Here is a 13,999-nt window from a genome sequence, read left to right as displayed (position 1 = left end):
TTTTTATGCTTAGAACACTAAACACTATTTATCAACCTCTAATCCTAAACGTTTCCCTTCTTTAAGCATGAGTTGGTAAGCGGCTTCATATTCGTTTGGAATATCACCTTCTAAAATGGCTTCTTTTATCGTTTCTTTTATGTGTCCGATTTCACGAGAAGGCTTAATATTAAAAGTTTTCATAATGTCTTCACCAGAGATTGGTGGTTGGAAATTGCGTATGTGATCACGTGCTTCGACTTCATCAATTTTTTGTCTGACAATTTTAAAATTGTTATGATATTTCTGAAATTTCTTTGGATTTTTTGTGGTAATATCTGCTTCACACAGCGTCATTAGATCTTCAACATAATCACCAGCATCAAAAATCAAGCGTCTAACTGCTGAATCTGTAACAATATCCTGAGATAAAACTATAGGTCTGGAACTCATAAATACCATTTTTTGAACAAATTTCATTTTTTCATTCAATGGCATTTTTAATCTTTTAAATAGTTGGTATACCATTTTTGCACCTTCAAATTCGTGTGCATGAAACGTCCAGCCAACTTTTTTACTAAATTTTTTTGTAGGTGCTTTTCCAATATCATGAAGAAGAGCAGCCCAGCGTAACCATACGTTATTGGTGTGTTTTGCAATGTTGTCAACGACTTCTAAGGTATGGTAAAAATTGTCTTTATGTTTTTGTCCTTCAATTTCATCAATTCCTTTTAGAGCTGTTAGTTCAGGTAAAATATAATTTAACAACCCTGTTTTTTCAAGCAGTAAAAAGCCAACAGAAGGTACATCACTTTCCAAAATTTTATTTAGTTCGACAACGATGCGTTCTTTAGTGATGATTTTAATACGATGTTTATTTCGGGTAATGGCTTTAAGCGATTTTTCTTCAATGGTAAAATTGAGTTGCGTTGCAAACCGAATCGCTCTCATCATTCTTAAAGGATCGTCACTGTAAGTAATGTCTGGATCTAAAGGAGTGCGAATGATTTTATTTTGCAAATCTTCAACACCATTAAAAGGATCTAATAAGTCTCCAAAATTTGATTCACTTAAATCTAAAGCCAGTGCATTGATAGTAAAATCTCTTCGGTTTTGGTCATCTTCAAGAGTGCCGTTTTCAACTTCAGGATTTCTACTGTTTTCAGTATAACTTTCTTTACGAGCACCAACAAATTCAATATCCATATCTTCATAAGGAAGCATGGCAGTTCCGTAGGTTTTAAACACCTGAACTTTTGGCTTGTTTGGTAAGTTTTTTGCCACTTGTTTCGCTAAAGCTATTCCGCTTCCAACAGCAACAATATCAATGTCTTTGTGTAAACCACGATTTAAAATATGATCACGAACAAAACCTCCTATTACATATGAATCAAGATTTAGTTCCTGAGCAGAATTAGATATGATTTTAAAAATAGGATTTTGTAAGGCGTCTTTTTGGTTCATGTTTACATGTATCTATTGAAGAAACTAGAGTATGGACTAATTCAGTTCATTGGACAAATCTACAATTTAGTGAATTTTAAAAAAAGCATTTGATTAATTAAACCATTATAAATTATAAAAATCGCTCATGATTTTAATAAATGCTTTTTGACCAGCTTGCTCAATAATAAAATTGCGAATGATTTCTGGAGAGAATGTATGTTCTCCTGAACTTGTTTTTTTTAGATGTTCAGCAATCGATTTATAATCTTTTATATTGACTGAAATACCTGTATTCAAGTTTAAAGAATCTTCAATACCACCACTTTTTGTGCTTATAACAGGTTTACCACATAGCATAGCTTCTCTGGCAGCCACGCCATAGGTTTCAGCAATACTGGTAGAAACATAAACATCACACTCTTGTAATTTACGTTTAATTTCTTCGCGGTTTAAATGCGGATAAAACGTGCATTTATCTAACACATTATTCGCTTTGGCTTGCGCTTCAAATGTATCACTGTTCGCTTTTGTAATGTCTTTAAACGAATTGTTCCCAATAACAATTACTTCAAAGTCTACATCACTTATATCTTGAAAAGCTTTAATGCTTTTGAAAAAGGTAGGGCTGTCTTTTATGAAATGTGGATACGTAATGGTAAGAATGGTGAATTTAGAATTTGATTGATTTTTTAAAATATCAAATTTAGTTTCATCCATGAGATTCCATGTAATAATAGGATTACAGTCGATATTATGCATTAAAATACATCGTTGCTGATGGTAACTAACGGCTCCCGTTTTAGCAGCATTTTCAATGGCTTTGACCATTTCTTTTTGAATAGTTTTAGGATACACATTCAGTAAAAATATCTGATGCTCAATTATAACATAAGGGATGCCACTAATTGCTGATAAATGATAGGCATAAATTCCAGCATTAGCAGTAGATTGTGCATGAATTAATTCAGGTTGCCATTGCTGGGAAAGAGAATTAAATGCTTTTTCGTACTGCTTTTTTTTATGTGCTAACGTCTTTTTTTCTGACCATTTTTTATAATAGTAGATGTCAAATGAAAAAGCTTCCGGATCTTGCTTAAGAAATTTAGTTGATAAGGTCGTGCTTGTCTTAAATAGTTTTCGAAGATATTTAATGAAACTCAATCGATGTTCAATACCATATAAAACTTTAATGTCGTATCCATTCCTGTTTAATAATTGCGCTTGCTCTTTGTAAAATGAACCAACCAAATCATTTTTATTATTTGGATACCAAGAAGGAATAACTAAAATTTTCTTGTTCATTTATAGGGTCTTATTAAAGTATAAAAATAGGATTTTATATATGAAAAAACGCTAAGCAACATTAATTTTATATAAATGTTAATTACAAACATTAGTTTAGTAAATTTGTGTCAGTATGATACATGTCACGCAAACATTTTTACCTCCAAAAAAAGAGTTTCAAAGTATACTTGATTATGCTTGGGATAAAAATTGGATTACTAACAGAGGTGATTTAGTAAAAAAATTAGAGAGTAACATTACAGAAAAATTTAAGATCTCTAATATTATAGCTACGACCAATGGCACTTTACCATTACAAATTGCTATAAAAGCATTACAACTAAAAGGCGAAATAATTACAACTCCATTTAGTTATGTAGCAACAGCATCAAGTATTGTTTGGGAATCGTGTATACCTGTTTTTGCAGATATTGAAAATGATAGTTTTAATATAAATCCAAAAGAAATTGAGTCTAAAATAACAGATCAAACGTGTGCTATTATTGCCACACACGTATTTGGTAATCCATGTAATTTAGAAGCTATTCAACATATTGCAAACACATATAATTTAAAAGTAATTTATGATGCAGCACATGCATTTGGTGTAAGCTATAAAGGAAAGTCTATCTTTGAGTATGGAGATGTGAGTACTTGTAGTTTTCATGCTACCAAAATTTTCCACACAGGAGAAGGAGGCGCTTTATTTACTAAAGATAAACAACTTTATAAAACTTTATACAACCTGCATAATTTTGGTCATAATGGTCCGGAAGATTTTCATGGACTAGGCATCAATGCTAAAATGAGCGAACTTCAGGCAGCTATGGGTTTAGCAGTATTTCCTTATTTCGATTCTATCATAGCAAGACGAGAATTGCTTTATAAACACTATCTAAATGCTTTAGATACTGGCAATTTTCAATTTCAGAACATTATAGATAATTCGGTATATAACTATGCTTACTTTCCTGTAGTATTTGAATCTGAAGAGCAATTAATCAAAATAAAAGAAGCTTTAAATAGTCATCAAATTTTTCCAAGACGCTATTTTTATCCCTCTTTGAATACTGTTGATTATCTAAATGGTGAACCAATGAAGGTTTCAGAATCTATAGCAAAACGCATTTTATGCTTACCTTTATATTACGATTTGAAAGAGGATGACGTCAACAGAATAATAAGTATTATTAAAAAAAATATATAAATGATTATTATTGGAGCAAAGGGTTTTGCAAAAGAAATATTAGAACTGGTAGCTAGTGAACTAAAAATTGAAGAAATAGTATTTTTTGATAATGTTACGAACCCTTGTCCTGATATGGTATTTGATAAATATCCTATTTTGAAATCGGAAAATGAAGTAAAAAATCACATTAAAAACAGTACTGATAAATCTGTTGTTTTAGGGGTTGGTAAACCTTCTGTAAGAAACATATTATTTGATTTATTTTCAAGTTTTGATGCAGATTTTAAAACGATTATTGCAAAAGAAACTTCAATAGGTAGCTTCGATATTAATATAGGAGAAGGCACCTCAATCATGCAAGGCGTTAGAATCACTAATAGTATTACTATTGGTAAAGGCTGTTTAATTAACTTGAATTGTACAATTGGTCATGATACAACCCTAGGTGACTTTGTTGAATTATCACCTAATGTAAATATTTCTGGACGATGTAAAATTGGAGATTTAACTAGTATAGGAACCAACGCTATTATAATTCCTGATATAACGATAGGTCGTAATTGCGTTATTGGAGCAGGTACATTGGTGTTAAAAGACGTTCCTGATAATAGTACTGTTGTTGGTGTTCCTGGAAAAATCATAAAAACAAATGAGTAAACCTTTAGTGTCAGTTGTAGTTATTACCTATAATCATGAGAACTATATCAAACAAACTCTTGATAGCATTCTATCTCAAAACACTGATTTTGATTTTGAAGTTGTTGTTGGCGAAGATAAAAGTCCAGATAACACGCTTGAAGTTTGCAAACGTTATGGTGATCGTATAACATTGATTCACAGTGATGAAAACGTTGGAATGATTCCTAATTTTATCAGAACACTAGAAGCAGCTAAAGGAAAATATATTGCAGTTTGTGAAGGTGATGATTACTGGACTGATCCACTGAAACTTCAAAAGCAAGTCGACTTTTTAGAATCTCATCCAGATTATGTGATTTGCTGGACAGACTACAGTATATTAAAAGATAATGGCGAATTAACGTCTACCGATTTTAATTTTAATGAAGATGTGGTTGAAATTAATTACAACAATCTGTTCAGACCTTATTGCACCTATACATTAACTTCAATGTTTAAACAGGAAGCGTTTGATTTTGAACTTTATAAGTCTTTAAAATACTATAAGGACAATTCACTTTACGTATTATTACTTAGAGAAGGAAAAGGTGCTTTTTTAAATTTTGTATCTTCAGTTTATCGCATTCACGAAGGAGGCGTATTTTCTTTAACCTCTAATTACCATAAAAACTATACATCTTATTTAAACATCAAGGAAATAATGGATGCTGTTCCAGAGTCGCAGACTAAGAACATGAAACGAGTATTACATTCCTTAGGAAATGCAACGGCTTTTGGACTCCTGAAACTCAAACAAAAAGGAGAAATCTTAACAGATGATCAGCTGAAATTTATGACTGATTATTTTAAAAACGGAAACTTTAAAACAAAGTTTAAATATTTTAAAAGACGTTTTTTAAAATAGACGTTTAAAAAAAATAGCGACTTTATCTATAAAAGGGATTTTATCAAAATATCCAGATTCAGTTTTTAAATACGTATAGAATTCTTTAGTATAAGAGCTGGCATTTCTAATGGTTCTCACAATGACTTTGTCTATATGGGTTTCAAAAATGGAAGCGACATAGTAGTTGGTCACTCTATTTCTTTCTTTTAAATATTTTGAGGCTTCTATTGCTGATATAACCTGTTCTGGTGACAAGTTTCGCGTTAAAGAAATAGCATTTAAACAAGGTTCTAAATTCACTTTAGATTGATCAACTCCAAAATGAAGCAATTGTTTTTTCTTGATTAGCGCATTAGCTTTTAAAAGGTTTTCTTTTTTTGTCTGACTAATATTATTGGGATGCCATCTGTAATTGAGTAACGATTCTGGAATGTTATAAAAATCGGTAACTTGAATTACCTGACTCCATAACCCGTAATCTTCAGCTGGTACATATTGATGTTCAAATCTAAAGTCTTTAATGACCGAAGCTCTAAACATAACTGTAGGATTGCCAATACCACAGCTATTTAAGAATTGAACCTTTAGTTTTTCAGAGGTCACAGAATGCTTAATTAATTTCTGCTTGTCTCCAAAAAACGTAAACCATGTACCACAGACACCAATATTAGGATTGTTTTTAAAAACATCCAGCTGTTTTTCAAACCGAGTAGGTAAGGCAACATCATCGGCATCCATAAGTGCAATAAATTCAGTTTGAGCTTTCTCTATCCCTTCATTTCGTAAGTTAGCAGGACCTTCATTTTTTGATTTGTTAATAACCTGAACACGATTATCTTTGTTTTGATAAGCTTGTAATATTGCAGGTGTACTATCTGTAGAATTATCGTTTAAAACTAATAATTTAAAATCTGTAAATGTTTGATTAAGAATACTGTCTATAGCTTCTTCCAGATATTTTTCGCCATTATAAACTGGCATAATTACAGTTAATAGACTCATGGTTTAACGTTTTTCAATAGCAAAAGTAAGTATTTATAATGCTTAACATTATATTTGTATTCTAAATTTCTAAAATGAAAAAAATTCAAGTCGGTTTCCTATTATCCTACGATTACGAGAAGCTTAAAAAATCCATTCCACCAGTTTATAATGCAGCAGATAATATCTTCATTGCAATGGATAAAGACTTTAGAACCTGGTCTGGAGAAACATTCGACGTTTCAGACAGTTTTTTTGAATGGGTTAAAAACTTTGATGTTGATCGAAAAATTCAGTTTTATAAAGATGATTTCTATGTGCCTGAATTAAAGGCTATTGAAAACGATAATAGAGAACGACACATGTTATCACTAAAAATGGGAATTGGAAACTGGTTGGTACAGGTAGATAGTGATGAGTATTTTTTCAATTTTGAAAACTTTGTCAAAGATTTACGAAAATATGACAGTTACTTAGATGATCCTGAACATAATAACATTCAGATAGCTGCTTTTTTAATTAACTTGTATAAGTATACAGATGGAGGGATTTTATACGTTAAAGAACCAACACGTGGTGTCATGGCTACCAATTACCCAAATTACAGAGTTGCCAGAAATACAAGAAAACGAATTGTCTACACACAAAATTTACTACTTCATGAGAGTATTGCCCGAACAGAAGAGGAATTGTTGTTAAAGTTTAATAATTGGGGACATAATATCGATATAAAAGATAAAGATGCTTTTATGAAAAAGTGGCGAACTACAAACAAATCCAATTATAAAGAACGCGAAGACTTTTTCTATATAGAACCTGAAAAATGGAAACAACTTGAGTTTTGTGAAGGACAAAATGTAGAAGAAATTGGCAAGAATATCAACCTAAAAGACATCATGCCTAGTAAAACGTTTATAGCAGGTAAAAATTTTGGCCAGTGGTTTAAATTCTTATTCAAGTAAAGTTTTATATACGTCGAGGTAGTCTAAAGCGGTTTTATTCCAGGAATACGAATTGGCGTGATCTTTATATTTTTGCTGAAAGTCTGTACTGTTATTCTGATATTCATCTAAACCTTTCATGACAATTTCTGCCATGTATTTTGGCTCGAAATGTTCCCAGTAAAAAGCATGTTTGCCTCCAACTTCTGGTAATGAACTTTTATTAGATAAAAACACTGGTTTCCCAAATTTCATAGCCTCAATAGGCGGAATTCCAAAACCTTCACGCAATGAAGGAAACGTAAATGCTAAACATTTCTTATAATAATACTGTTTATCTAATTCACTTATTTTTCCTGTGATAAAAACGCGGTTTTGAAGTTGTAGCGTACCAATTAAATCTTCAATGTTTTTACCATAAGATGTGGTTCTTTTTCCAGATAATATCAAGCTTATATCTGGCAGGTGTTCTAGCATTTCTACTAAGGTGTGAAAATTTTTTTTCTCTAAAAACTCTCCAATTGAAAATAAATAAGGTTGATCTGGTAAGACTTTTGGTTTATAATTTTCAGGAATATCAAGGGTTTTATTCGGACTACCATTATAAATCACATATTCCTTTACATCTGGAACTTCAAAATAGTGATGTGTCATTGCTTTTGCATAGTTGGAAATATATGTAATAGCATCGCTACGGTTCAGTTTTTCTTTAAATAATTTCTGACGTTTTATAAGAGATTCTCCAGTATTCTCTTCCATAAAGTTAACATCGTGAATGGTTAGTAAATACCGAATATCATGATATGGTTCTATTTTCGTATTCTGATTTAGAGAATGCCATAAATCATACTTTTTTCGAATTCTGAATAAAGGCTTCCGTTGCAGTGAATGGTATTTTTTATACTTAAAATCATTAGAAAATTGAGCTGCTAGCTGAGATGGGTTTTTACTTAGTAAAGTAAGTTTAAGTTTTTCCTCTTTAAGCAAATCTGCATGTTGACTGAACGCATTGATAAGATGATGGTTAAATTGTCCAAACCCAAAAAATAAATTATCAATGTTATGTGATTCTAATAAGATTTCCTTCATCCAAAAACGATTTGATACAAAATAATCAAAAAAGGGTTTTAAATACTAATTTAGCAGGCATTAATAACAAAATATAATTGTAATATTGTAGTATGAACTACAAGGTAAGTAAGACTTTTGAAGCGCATACAAAGAGGTTAACAGATGATATTCTGAATTTTGATACTAAAGGAACACCTTTTGGTAATCAGGATAGAAACTCTTTAAAACTATTTGAACTTAATGGCACGACCATTAATGTGAAATCGTTCAGGATTCCGAATTTTATCAATCAAATTGCTTACCGTTTTTTTAGAAAAAGTAAAGCACAACGCTCTTATGAATATGCCAATTGCCTGCTAAATTTAGATATTGGTACACCACAACCTATTGCTTACTACGAATTTAAAACATGGTTACTTTTTAAAAAAAGTTATTACATAAGTGAACACCAAGATTGCGATTTAACCTATCGTGAGTTGACAAAAAATTTTGATTATCCAGAGCATGAAACTATTTTAAGAGCATTTACCAGATTCACTTATGAGTTGCATGAGAAAAATGTGCATTTTTTAGACCATTCTCCAGGCAATACATTGATAAAAAAAGTAGGCGATACCTATGCGTTTTATTTAGTGGATTTAAACCGAATGGAATTTAAAGAATTAGATTTTGAAACTCGAATTAAGAACTTCTCTAAACTGACCACACATAAGTTTATGGTGGAAATAATGAGTGATGAATACTCAAAATGTTCGGGAAAGGATTATAACAGTGTATTTGAATTAATGTGGACTTACACTGAGGCTTTTCAAAACAGATACCACAAAAAAAGACGACTCAAGAATAAACTTAAGTTCTGGAAAACCTCAAAAAAAGGTTAACGCTTTTTATATAATTTCCTGAGTTTGGTGTATTTCAAGTAGGTAATATTTGCCGTTTGAGCGCTAATTATAAATCCGTTTCTGCCATCTAAAAATCCGAGCCTCAAGAAGTAAGCTTTAAAAAAAGCCCAAGTAGGATTCCATATAATTTTGTACCATGGAGCTTTTTTACCCTTGTCATAATACGCTTGAGCCGAAATACTCGAAAAATATTCAGTTTTATCATTAAACTCTTTATAACTTTGATAGGTCCAATGTAAGATGTCTCCTTTGAGTTTGCCAGCTTTTCGATTGTCTTTTAAAACAATCTCATCATGAGGGTTAATGCCTTTCCATTCAGCAACACGTCTGTCGAAAACACGTAGTTTTTTATTTGGGTACCAATCGGAATGCTTGATCCATTGTCCGCAAAAATTATTAAAGCGATTGCAATAATAGCCATCAAATTGCAAATTAGATTTTAGATTTAAGATTGATTTTTGAAGCGTCTCTGATAAAGCTTCATCTCCATCTAATGACACAATATAGTCGTATGATGCTTTTTGTAATGCAAAATTTTTCTGTTCAATATAACCCAGAAATTTCTGTTCTATAAATGTGACATTATATTTTGAACAAATGCGTTTGGTGTTGTCTGTTGAAAAAGAGTCGATTACAACGATTTCATCAACGACGTTCACTAAAGATTGTAAACATCTTTCAATGTTTCGTTCTTCATTAAACGTAATAATAACACCTGATAGTTTAATCATTTCTCATTCCTCTTAATTTGGTAAAAATAACTATTTTTGGGGCAATGAAAGCTATAGATGTTTCTGTAATTATAAGTACTTACAATCAACCTAAATGGTTACAAAATGTACTTTGGAGTTATGAACTGCAGAATTTTAAAAATTTTGAAATCATAATAGCAGATGATGGCTCTAACAAGGAAACCGAAGCATTAATAGATAATTTTTTAACCCAATCAGACTTAAAAATTACGCATGTCTGGCAGAAAGACAATGGATTCCAGAAAACTAAAATCCTAAATAAAGCCATTTTAAAGGCGAAAGCAGAATACCTTATTTTTACTGATGGCGATTGTATGGCACGACAGGATTTTGTAGCAACACACCTTAAAATGCGTCGTGAAAATTGTGCCTTGTCTGGAGGTTATTTCAAATTGAATAAGACCATTTCTGAAGCTATTTCTAAAGACGATATAACTAAGCAGAAATGTTTTGATGCCAAATGGCTACTCAATAAAGGGTTGAAAAAGACCTTTAAATTGAATAAACTAACCTCTTTTGGTAAAAAAGCATGGTTTTTAAACACATTTACGCCTACAAAAGCGACCTTTGATGGTATGAATGTTTCATTGTGGAAAAAGGATATTTTAGCAGTGAATGGTTTTGATGAACGCATGACATATGGAGGAGAAGACAGAGAAGTAGGTGAGCGCATGATGCATAACGGAATCACTTTTATTCAAGCTAGATATAGCGTTATTTGCGTGCATCTGTTTCATGAAAGACCATATAGAAATGATGAATCTATCGCTTTTAATAAAAGCATCCGAAAAGAAACCAAGCGTATAAAATCTAAGTATACAGATTTTGGGATTGCAAAACCCTGATTATGATTTTATGGTATACGGTTTTGAATAACTCTTCAATGTAAAAAAACCTAAGCGTTTTCTAATTTTATACTTCCTGACTAAGTTAAGTGGCTTACGCTTTAAGTGACTTTTATCCTTATGTAAGAACGCAATACAACCATCAATAACACGTTTACTGGATTTGCCATCGAAGTATGGATGTAATTGAGTGATAAAACTTTCAATATTTTTTATAAGTGGTTTCGGGTAAGAGAGCGCCTTTTTAAAAGCATCTTCAATAGTTTCAGGTGTTTTAATGTGAATTAAATAATTGTGGGCAAAAGTATGATTGTAAGTTACCACAGGTTTTAACTGAAGTAAAAATTCTTGAATTGCAGATGTGGTATCGGCAAACATGATATCAGCCTTTTTAAATAACGGAATTAAATCTGTGGTGTCATGAAATTTAAAATTCTTATTATTTAAAGATTTCCATTTGTCTTTAAGTTCTAAAGGCAGTTTAGGATGCAATACCATAATAAAGTTATATGCATCAGTTTTTGATAAGCGTTTTATTTCATCATATACGTCATCCTGATATGCTAAACTTAAGCGTTGCGTAAAGGTTGAAGCTATCATAATGGTTGGCTTTGGATTATCTGCTTCCTTAGATAAAGGAAATAAAGGATCGACTTTACTCCAACCTGTTTCTAGCACTTCAAAATGTGGATGTTTTTGTTGCTGTGCCATAAAACCTGAAGTCGTTGTTGGTCCTTGAGTACAATACAAATCAAAGAAACCACGAATTCTAAAATGGCTAAACGCATTTTTTTTAGAAGGCCTTTTTTGAGCATTGAAACCATGAAAAACTTGCACTTTTAGTCCTGAGATAAAATCGGCAACACTATCTGTGGCTGTCAAGACAATATCTGGTTGATAATCTATAACCTCTTTGATATCTTTTAAAAAATTGTGTTTGTTTTGAATTGCTTTTTTTCCATTCTCTAAATCACTAAACCATTTAACCGTATAGCCACGACTCAAAATTTCTTGTTCTAAAGGCTCACCTATAGGAACCGCATAACTATATGAAATGTATATTAAAAACTTATAATGCATCAGCCTAGATTAGTAATAAAGGTTTTTAGTTTTGGAATTATGAATTCTGGTTTGAATTTATTGTAAAATAGTGTTGGTTGAGCTTTTGCTTCCAAAATATCATAATCTGTATAATCTAATAAGTGTACAGCAACATGTGAGTTGTTTTCATCTTCACCAAACCAGTTTTTCTTATTCAAATATGGTGAAAATATGGTGAATGTCGGAATGCCTAGAGCTTTGGCCATATTATTGGCACCACCTTCATTACCAATAAGTGCATTGCAATGGCTTGTTATGGCTAAAAATTCTCTTAAACTTTTACCAAATACATTAAAGAAAATATGTTGTTGTGTTTCTATTGAACAATTATCATAAATAGCCTGAGCTTCTTCTTTTTGTTTTGGAATGTAATTGAACAGTATCTGAGAATTTGGATGATGAGCCACGATACCTTCTAAAAGCTTTGCCATATATTCAAAAGGATATGTTTTAATAGCACTACTTCCTAAAACACTTATCATAAAGAGTGTTTTATGTAAATCAATGCCAGACTCTATTAAATAATTTTTAGCATTTTCTATTTCAGAATCGGTCAAATAAATTTTTGGTTTGTAAGGCTTGAAAGGAACATCTAAACATTCAATCAGACGCATTCTATTTTCAATTGCTAAACTTGAATTATGCACTGGCGATTTTAATCGTTTAATCTCTTGATTATAAACCAGTGAGGTGTATTTTTTTTTATACGTAGTTTTTAGTTTTGCTTTTGAATAATAGCTTATCAGGATACTGCTTATCTTCCCGTAAACATCAATTACAACATCGTAGTTTTCTTTTCTTATTTGTTTTAAAAATCCTAGAAATTTAATCTTACTTTGCTCTATTTCAGGTGTTACAAATAAAAATTTGTCGATAAAAGGATTATGCTCAACAACAGCATATGTATGAGAGTTTATGGCATAGTGAAGCTCAGCATCTGGATGTTTTGCTTTTAAAGCTTCAAACAAAATACTTGTAGTGAGCACATCACCAATCATTTTTTGTTGTATAATCAGGATTTTCAAACTCTAAGAGTTAATTAATTATTGTCTTACTCAATCACAATATTGCTTCGCGCAATTGAAATTAATTTGTATTAGAAATTTCAGTTGTACTGAGCCATTACACAGCTACATCATATTCACGTAACGCATCATTAAGAGAGGTCTTTTTATTCGTACTTTCTTTGCGTTTTCCTATAATTAATGCACAAGGTACATTGTAATCTCCAGCAGGAAATGCTTTTGTGTAACTTCCAGGAATCACAACTGAGCGCTCTGGTACAATTCCTTTCATTTCAACAGGTTTATCTCCAGTGACATCAATAATTTTAGTACTCATTGTCAACACAACATTGGCACCCAAAACGGCTTCTTTTTCTATGCGAACACCTTCAACAACAATACATCGAGAACCAATAAATGCACCATCTTCAATGATTACTGGAGCCGCTTGTAATGGCTCTAAAACACCACCAATGCCAACACCTCCTGAGAGATGCACGTTTTTTCCTATTTGTGCACAACTACCAACAGTTGCCCAAGTATCAACCATCGTACCTTCATCAACATAAGCACCAATATTTACATAGCTAGGCATTAAAATAGTACCAGAAGAAATATAAGCACCATGTCTTGCGACAGCATTAGGAACCACACGAATACCTCTTTTTTGATAATCCCGCTTTAAAGGAATTTTATCGTGATACTCAAAAATACCAGCTTCTAAGGTTTCCATTTTTTGAATAGGGAAATATAAAACAACAGCTTTCTTTATCCATTCATTCACTTGCCAGCCATTTTTTGTAGGTTCAGCAACTCTTAGTGTTCCTTCATCTAAAAGGTCTATAACACTTCTAATACTTTCTATAGTGACGTTATTGCTAAGGAGAGAACGATCATTCCACGCATTCTCAATATTTTGTTGTAGTTGTTTCATTTTTAATGGTATCAATTTTCACAAAGATAAGTCTATAAAATTGGT

General features: G+C 31.7%; 14 protein-coding genes. 6 read left to right on the top strand and 8 right to left on the bottom strand.

From position 1 onward, the window contains the following. Positions 1-24: 24 nt before the first annotated feature. Both ACRHNM_RS11485 and ACRHNM_RS11480 read right to left on the bottom strand, forming a co-directional pair. The gene (locus ACRHNM_RS11485; protein ID WP_431136692.1) at positions 25-1,443 is read right to left on the bottom strand and encodes a CCA tRNA nucleotidyltransferase; all 1,419 of its coding nucleotides are present in this window, start codon (positions 1,441-1,443) and stop codon (positions 25-27) included. 105 nt (positions 1,444-1,548) lie between these two features. Beyond that, positions 1,549-2,727, bottom strand: coding sequence for a glycosyltransferase (locus ACRHNM_RS11480; RefSeq protein WP_431136690.1), 1,179 nt, complete (start codon positions 2,725-2,727; stop codon positions 1,549-1,551). A gap of 115 nt (positions 2,728-2,842) precedes the next feature. Between ACRHNM_RS11480 and ACRHNM_RS11475 the strand changes: the two genes are divergently transcribed. The 3 genes from ACRHNM_RS11475 to ACRHNM_RS11465 are packed head-to-tail and all read left to right on the top strand — an operon-like array spanning position 2,843 to position 5,441. Next, positions 2,843-3,916 (top strand): DegT/DnrJ/EryC1/StrS family aminotransferase, encoded by a 1,074-nt coding sequence (locus tag ACRHNM_RS11475; protein WP_431136688.1) that lies wholly within the window; start codon positions 2,843-2,845, stop codon positions 3,914-3,916. Beyond that, on the top strand, positions 3,917-4,555 hold the full coding sequence (locus ACRHNM_RS11470; protein WP_431136686.1) for an acetyltransferase: 639 nt from the start codon (positions 3,917-3,919) through the stop codon (positions 4,553-4,555). It begins immediately after the preceding gene. Then, the gene (locus ACRHNM_RS11465; RefSeq protein WP_431136685.1) at positions 4,548-5,441 is read left to right on the top strand and encodes a glycosyltransferase family 2 protein; all 894 of its coding nucleotides are present in this window, start codon (positions 4,548-4,550) and stop codon (positions 5,439-5,441) included. Before ACRHNM_RS11470 ends, ACRHNM_RS11465 begins: the two co-directional genes overlap by 8 nt. On the opposite strand, the gene ACRHNM_RS11460 is transcribed toward ACRHNM_RS11465, so the two are convergent. Continuing rightward, positions 5,433-6,425 (bottom strand): glycosyltransferase family 2 protein, encoded by a 993-nt coding sequence (locus tag ACRHNM_RS11460; RefSeq protein ID WP_431136683.1) that lies wholly within the window; start codon positions 6,423-6,425, stop codon positions 5,433-5,435. The genes ACRHNM_RS11465 and ACRHNM_RS11460 overlap by 9 nt on opposite strands. A 74-nt stretch (positions 6,426-6,499) precedes the next feature. Between ACRHNM_RS11460 and ACRHNM_RS11455 the strand changes: the two genes are divergently transcribed. Beyond that, entirely contained in the window at positions 6,500-7,366 is an 867-nt protein-coding gene (locus ACRHNM_RS11455; protein WP_431136681.1) for a hypothetical protein, read from the top strand. Here the strand turns inward: ACRHNM_RS11455 and ACRHNM_RS11450 are convergent. Further along, on the bottom strand, positions 7,355-8,434 hold the full coding sequence (locus tag ACRHNM_RS11450; RefSeq protein ID WP_431136679.1) for a glycosyltransferase family 4 protein: 1,080 nt from the start codon (positions 8,432-8,434) through the stop codon (positions 7,355-7,357). The two genes, ACRHNM_RS11455 and ACRHNM_RS11450, sit on opposite strands and share 12 nt — an antisense overlap. Before the next feature lie 92 nt (positions 8,435-8,526). Here ACRHNM_RS11450 and ACRHNM_RS11445 point away from each other — a divergent pair, with 92 nt between their 5' ends. Continuing rightward, complete coding sequence (locus ACRHNM_RS11445; protein WP_431136677.1) at positions 8,527-9,297, top strand: Kdo domain containing protein; 771 nt, start codon at positions 8,527-8,529, stop codon at positions 9,295-9,297. Here the strand turns inward: ACRHNM_RS11445 and ACRHNM_RS11440 are convergent. Continuing rightward, positions 9,294-10,049: a glycosyltransferase family 2 protein gene (locus ACRHNM_RS11440; RefSeq protein WP_431136675.1), complete on the bottom strand. Its 756-nt coding sequence runs from the start codon at positions 10,047-10,049 to the stop codon at positions 9,294-9,296. The genes ACRHNM_RS11445 and ACRHNM_RS11440 overlap by 4 nt on opposite strands. 44 nt (positions 10,050-10,093) lie before the next feature. Between ACRHNM_RS11440 and ACRHNM_RS11435 the strand changes: the two genes are divergently transcribed. After that, positions 10,094-10,915 (top strand): glycosyltransferase family 2 protein, encoded by an 822-nt coding sequence (locus ACRHNM_RS11435; protein ID WP_431136673.1) that lies wholly within the window; start codon positions 10,094-10,096, stop codon positions 10,913-10,915. Here ACRHNM_RS11435 and ACRHNM_RS11430 read toward each other — a convergent pair whose 3' ends face one another. The 3 genes from ACRHNM_RS11430 to ACRHNM_RS11420 form a co-directional block, all read right to left on the bottom strand. Then, on the bottom strand, positions 10,916-11,995 hold the full coding sequence (locus tag ACRHNM_RS11430; protein WP_431136671.1) for a CDP-glycerol glycerophosphotransferase: 1,080 nt from the start codon (positions 11,993-11,995) through the stop codon (positions 10,916-10,918). Continuing rightward, the gene (locus ACRHNM_RS11425; RefSeq protein WP_431136669.1) at positions 11,995-13,041 is read right to left on the bottom strand and encodes a glycosyltransferase family 9 protein; all 1,047 of its coding nucleotides are present in this window, start codon (positions 13,039-13,041) and stop codon (positions 11,995-11,997) included. Before ACRHNM_RS11425 ends, ACRHNM_RS11430 begins: the two co-directional genes overlap by 1 nt. 97 nt (positions 13,042-13,138) lie before the next feature. After that, positions 13,139-13,954 (bottom strand): 2,3,4,5-tetrahydropyridine-2,6-dicarboxylate N-succinyltransferase, encoded by an 816-nt coding sequence (locus ACRHNM_RS11420; RefSeq protein WP_431136667.1) that lies wholly within the window; start codon positions 13,952-13,954, stop codon positions 13,139-13,141. Positions 13,955-13,999: the final 45 nt, after the last annotated feature.

Source organism: Psychroserpens mesophilus (assembly GCF_050617655.1).
Taxonomy (GTDB): domain Bacteria; phylum Bacteroidota; class Bacteroidia; order Flavobacteriales; family Flavobacteriaceae; genus Psychroserpens; species Psychroserpens mesophilus_A.
Note: the sequence above shows the minus strand (reverse complement) of the source record. Positions and strands in the feature narration are given on the sequence as shown.

What these genes read in the sequence shown, in the direction of transcription:
- ACRHNM_RS11485 (WP_431136692.1), bottom strand. Translation starts at nt 1,443, where the DNA reads ATGAACCAAAAAGACGCCTTACAAAATCCTATTTTTAAAATCATATCT.
- ACRHNM_RS11480 (WP_431136690.1), bottom strand. Translation starts at nt 2,727, where the DNA reads ATGAACAAGAAAATTTTAGTTATTCCTTCTTGGTATCCAAATAATAAA.
- ACRHNM_RS11475 (WP_431136688.1), top strand. Translation starts at nt 2,843, where the DNA reads ATGATACATGTCACGCAAACATTTTTACCTCCAAAAAAAGAGTTTCAA.
- ACRHNM_RS11470 (WP_431136686.1), top strand. Translation starts at nt 3,917, where the DNA reads ATGATTATTATTGGAGCAAAGGGTTTTGCAAAAGAAATATTAGAACTG.
- ACRHNM_RS11465 (WP_431136685.1), top strand. Translation starts at nt 4,548, where the DNA reads ATGAGTAAACCTTTAGTGTCAGTTGTAGTTATTACCTATAATCATGAG.
- ACRHNM_RS11460 (WP_431136683.1), bottom strand. Translation starts at nt 6,425, where the DNA reads ATGAGTCTATTAACTGTAATTATGCCAGTTTATAATGGCGAAAAATAT.
- ACRHNM_RS11455 (WP_431136681.1), top strand. Translation starts at nt 6,500, where the DNA reads ATGAAAAAAATTCAAGTCGGTTTCCTATTATCCTACGATTACGAGAAG.
- ACRHNM_RS11450 (WP_431136679.1), bottom strand. Translation starts at nt 8,434, where the DNA reads ATGAAGGAAATCTTATTAGAATCACATAACATTGATAATTTATTTTTT.
- ACRHNM_RS11445 (WP_431136677.1), top strand. Translation starts at nt 8,527, where the DNA reads ATGAACTACAAGGTAAGTAAGACTTTTGAAGCGCATACAAAGAGGTTA.
- ACRHNM_RS11440 (WP_431136675.1), bottom strand. Translation starts at nt 10,049, where the DNA reads ATGATTAAACTATCAGGTGTTATTATTACGTTTAATGAAGAACGAAAC.
- ACRHNM_RS11435 (WP_431136673.1), top strand. Translation starts at nt 10,094, where the DNA reads ATGAAAGCTATAGATGTTTCTGTAATTATAAGTACTTACAATCAACCT.
- ACRHNM_RS11430 (WP_431136671.1), bottom strand. Translation starts at nt 11,995, where the DNA reads ATGCATTATAAGTTTTTAATATACATTTCATATAGTTATGCGGTTCCT.
- ACRHNM_RS11420 (WP_431136667.1), bottom strand. Translation starts at nt 13,954, where the DNA reads ATGAAACAACTACAACAAAATATTGAGAATGCGTGGAATGATCGTTCT.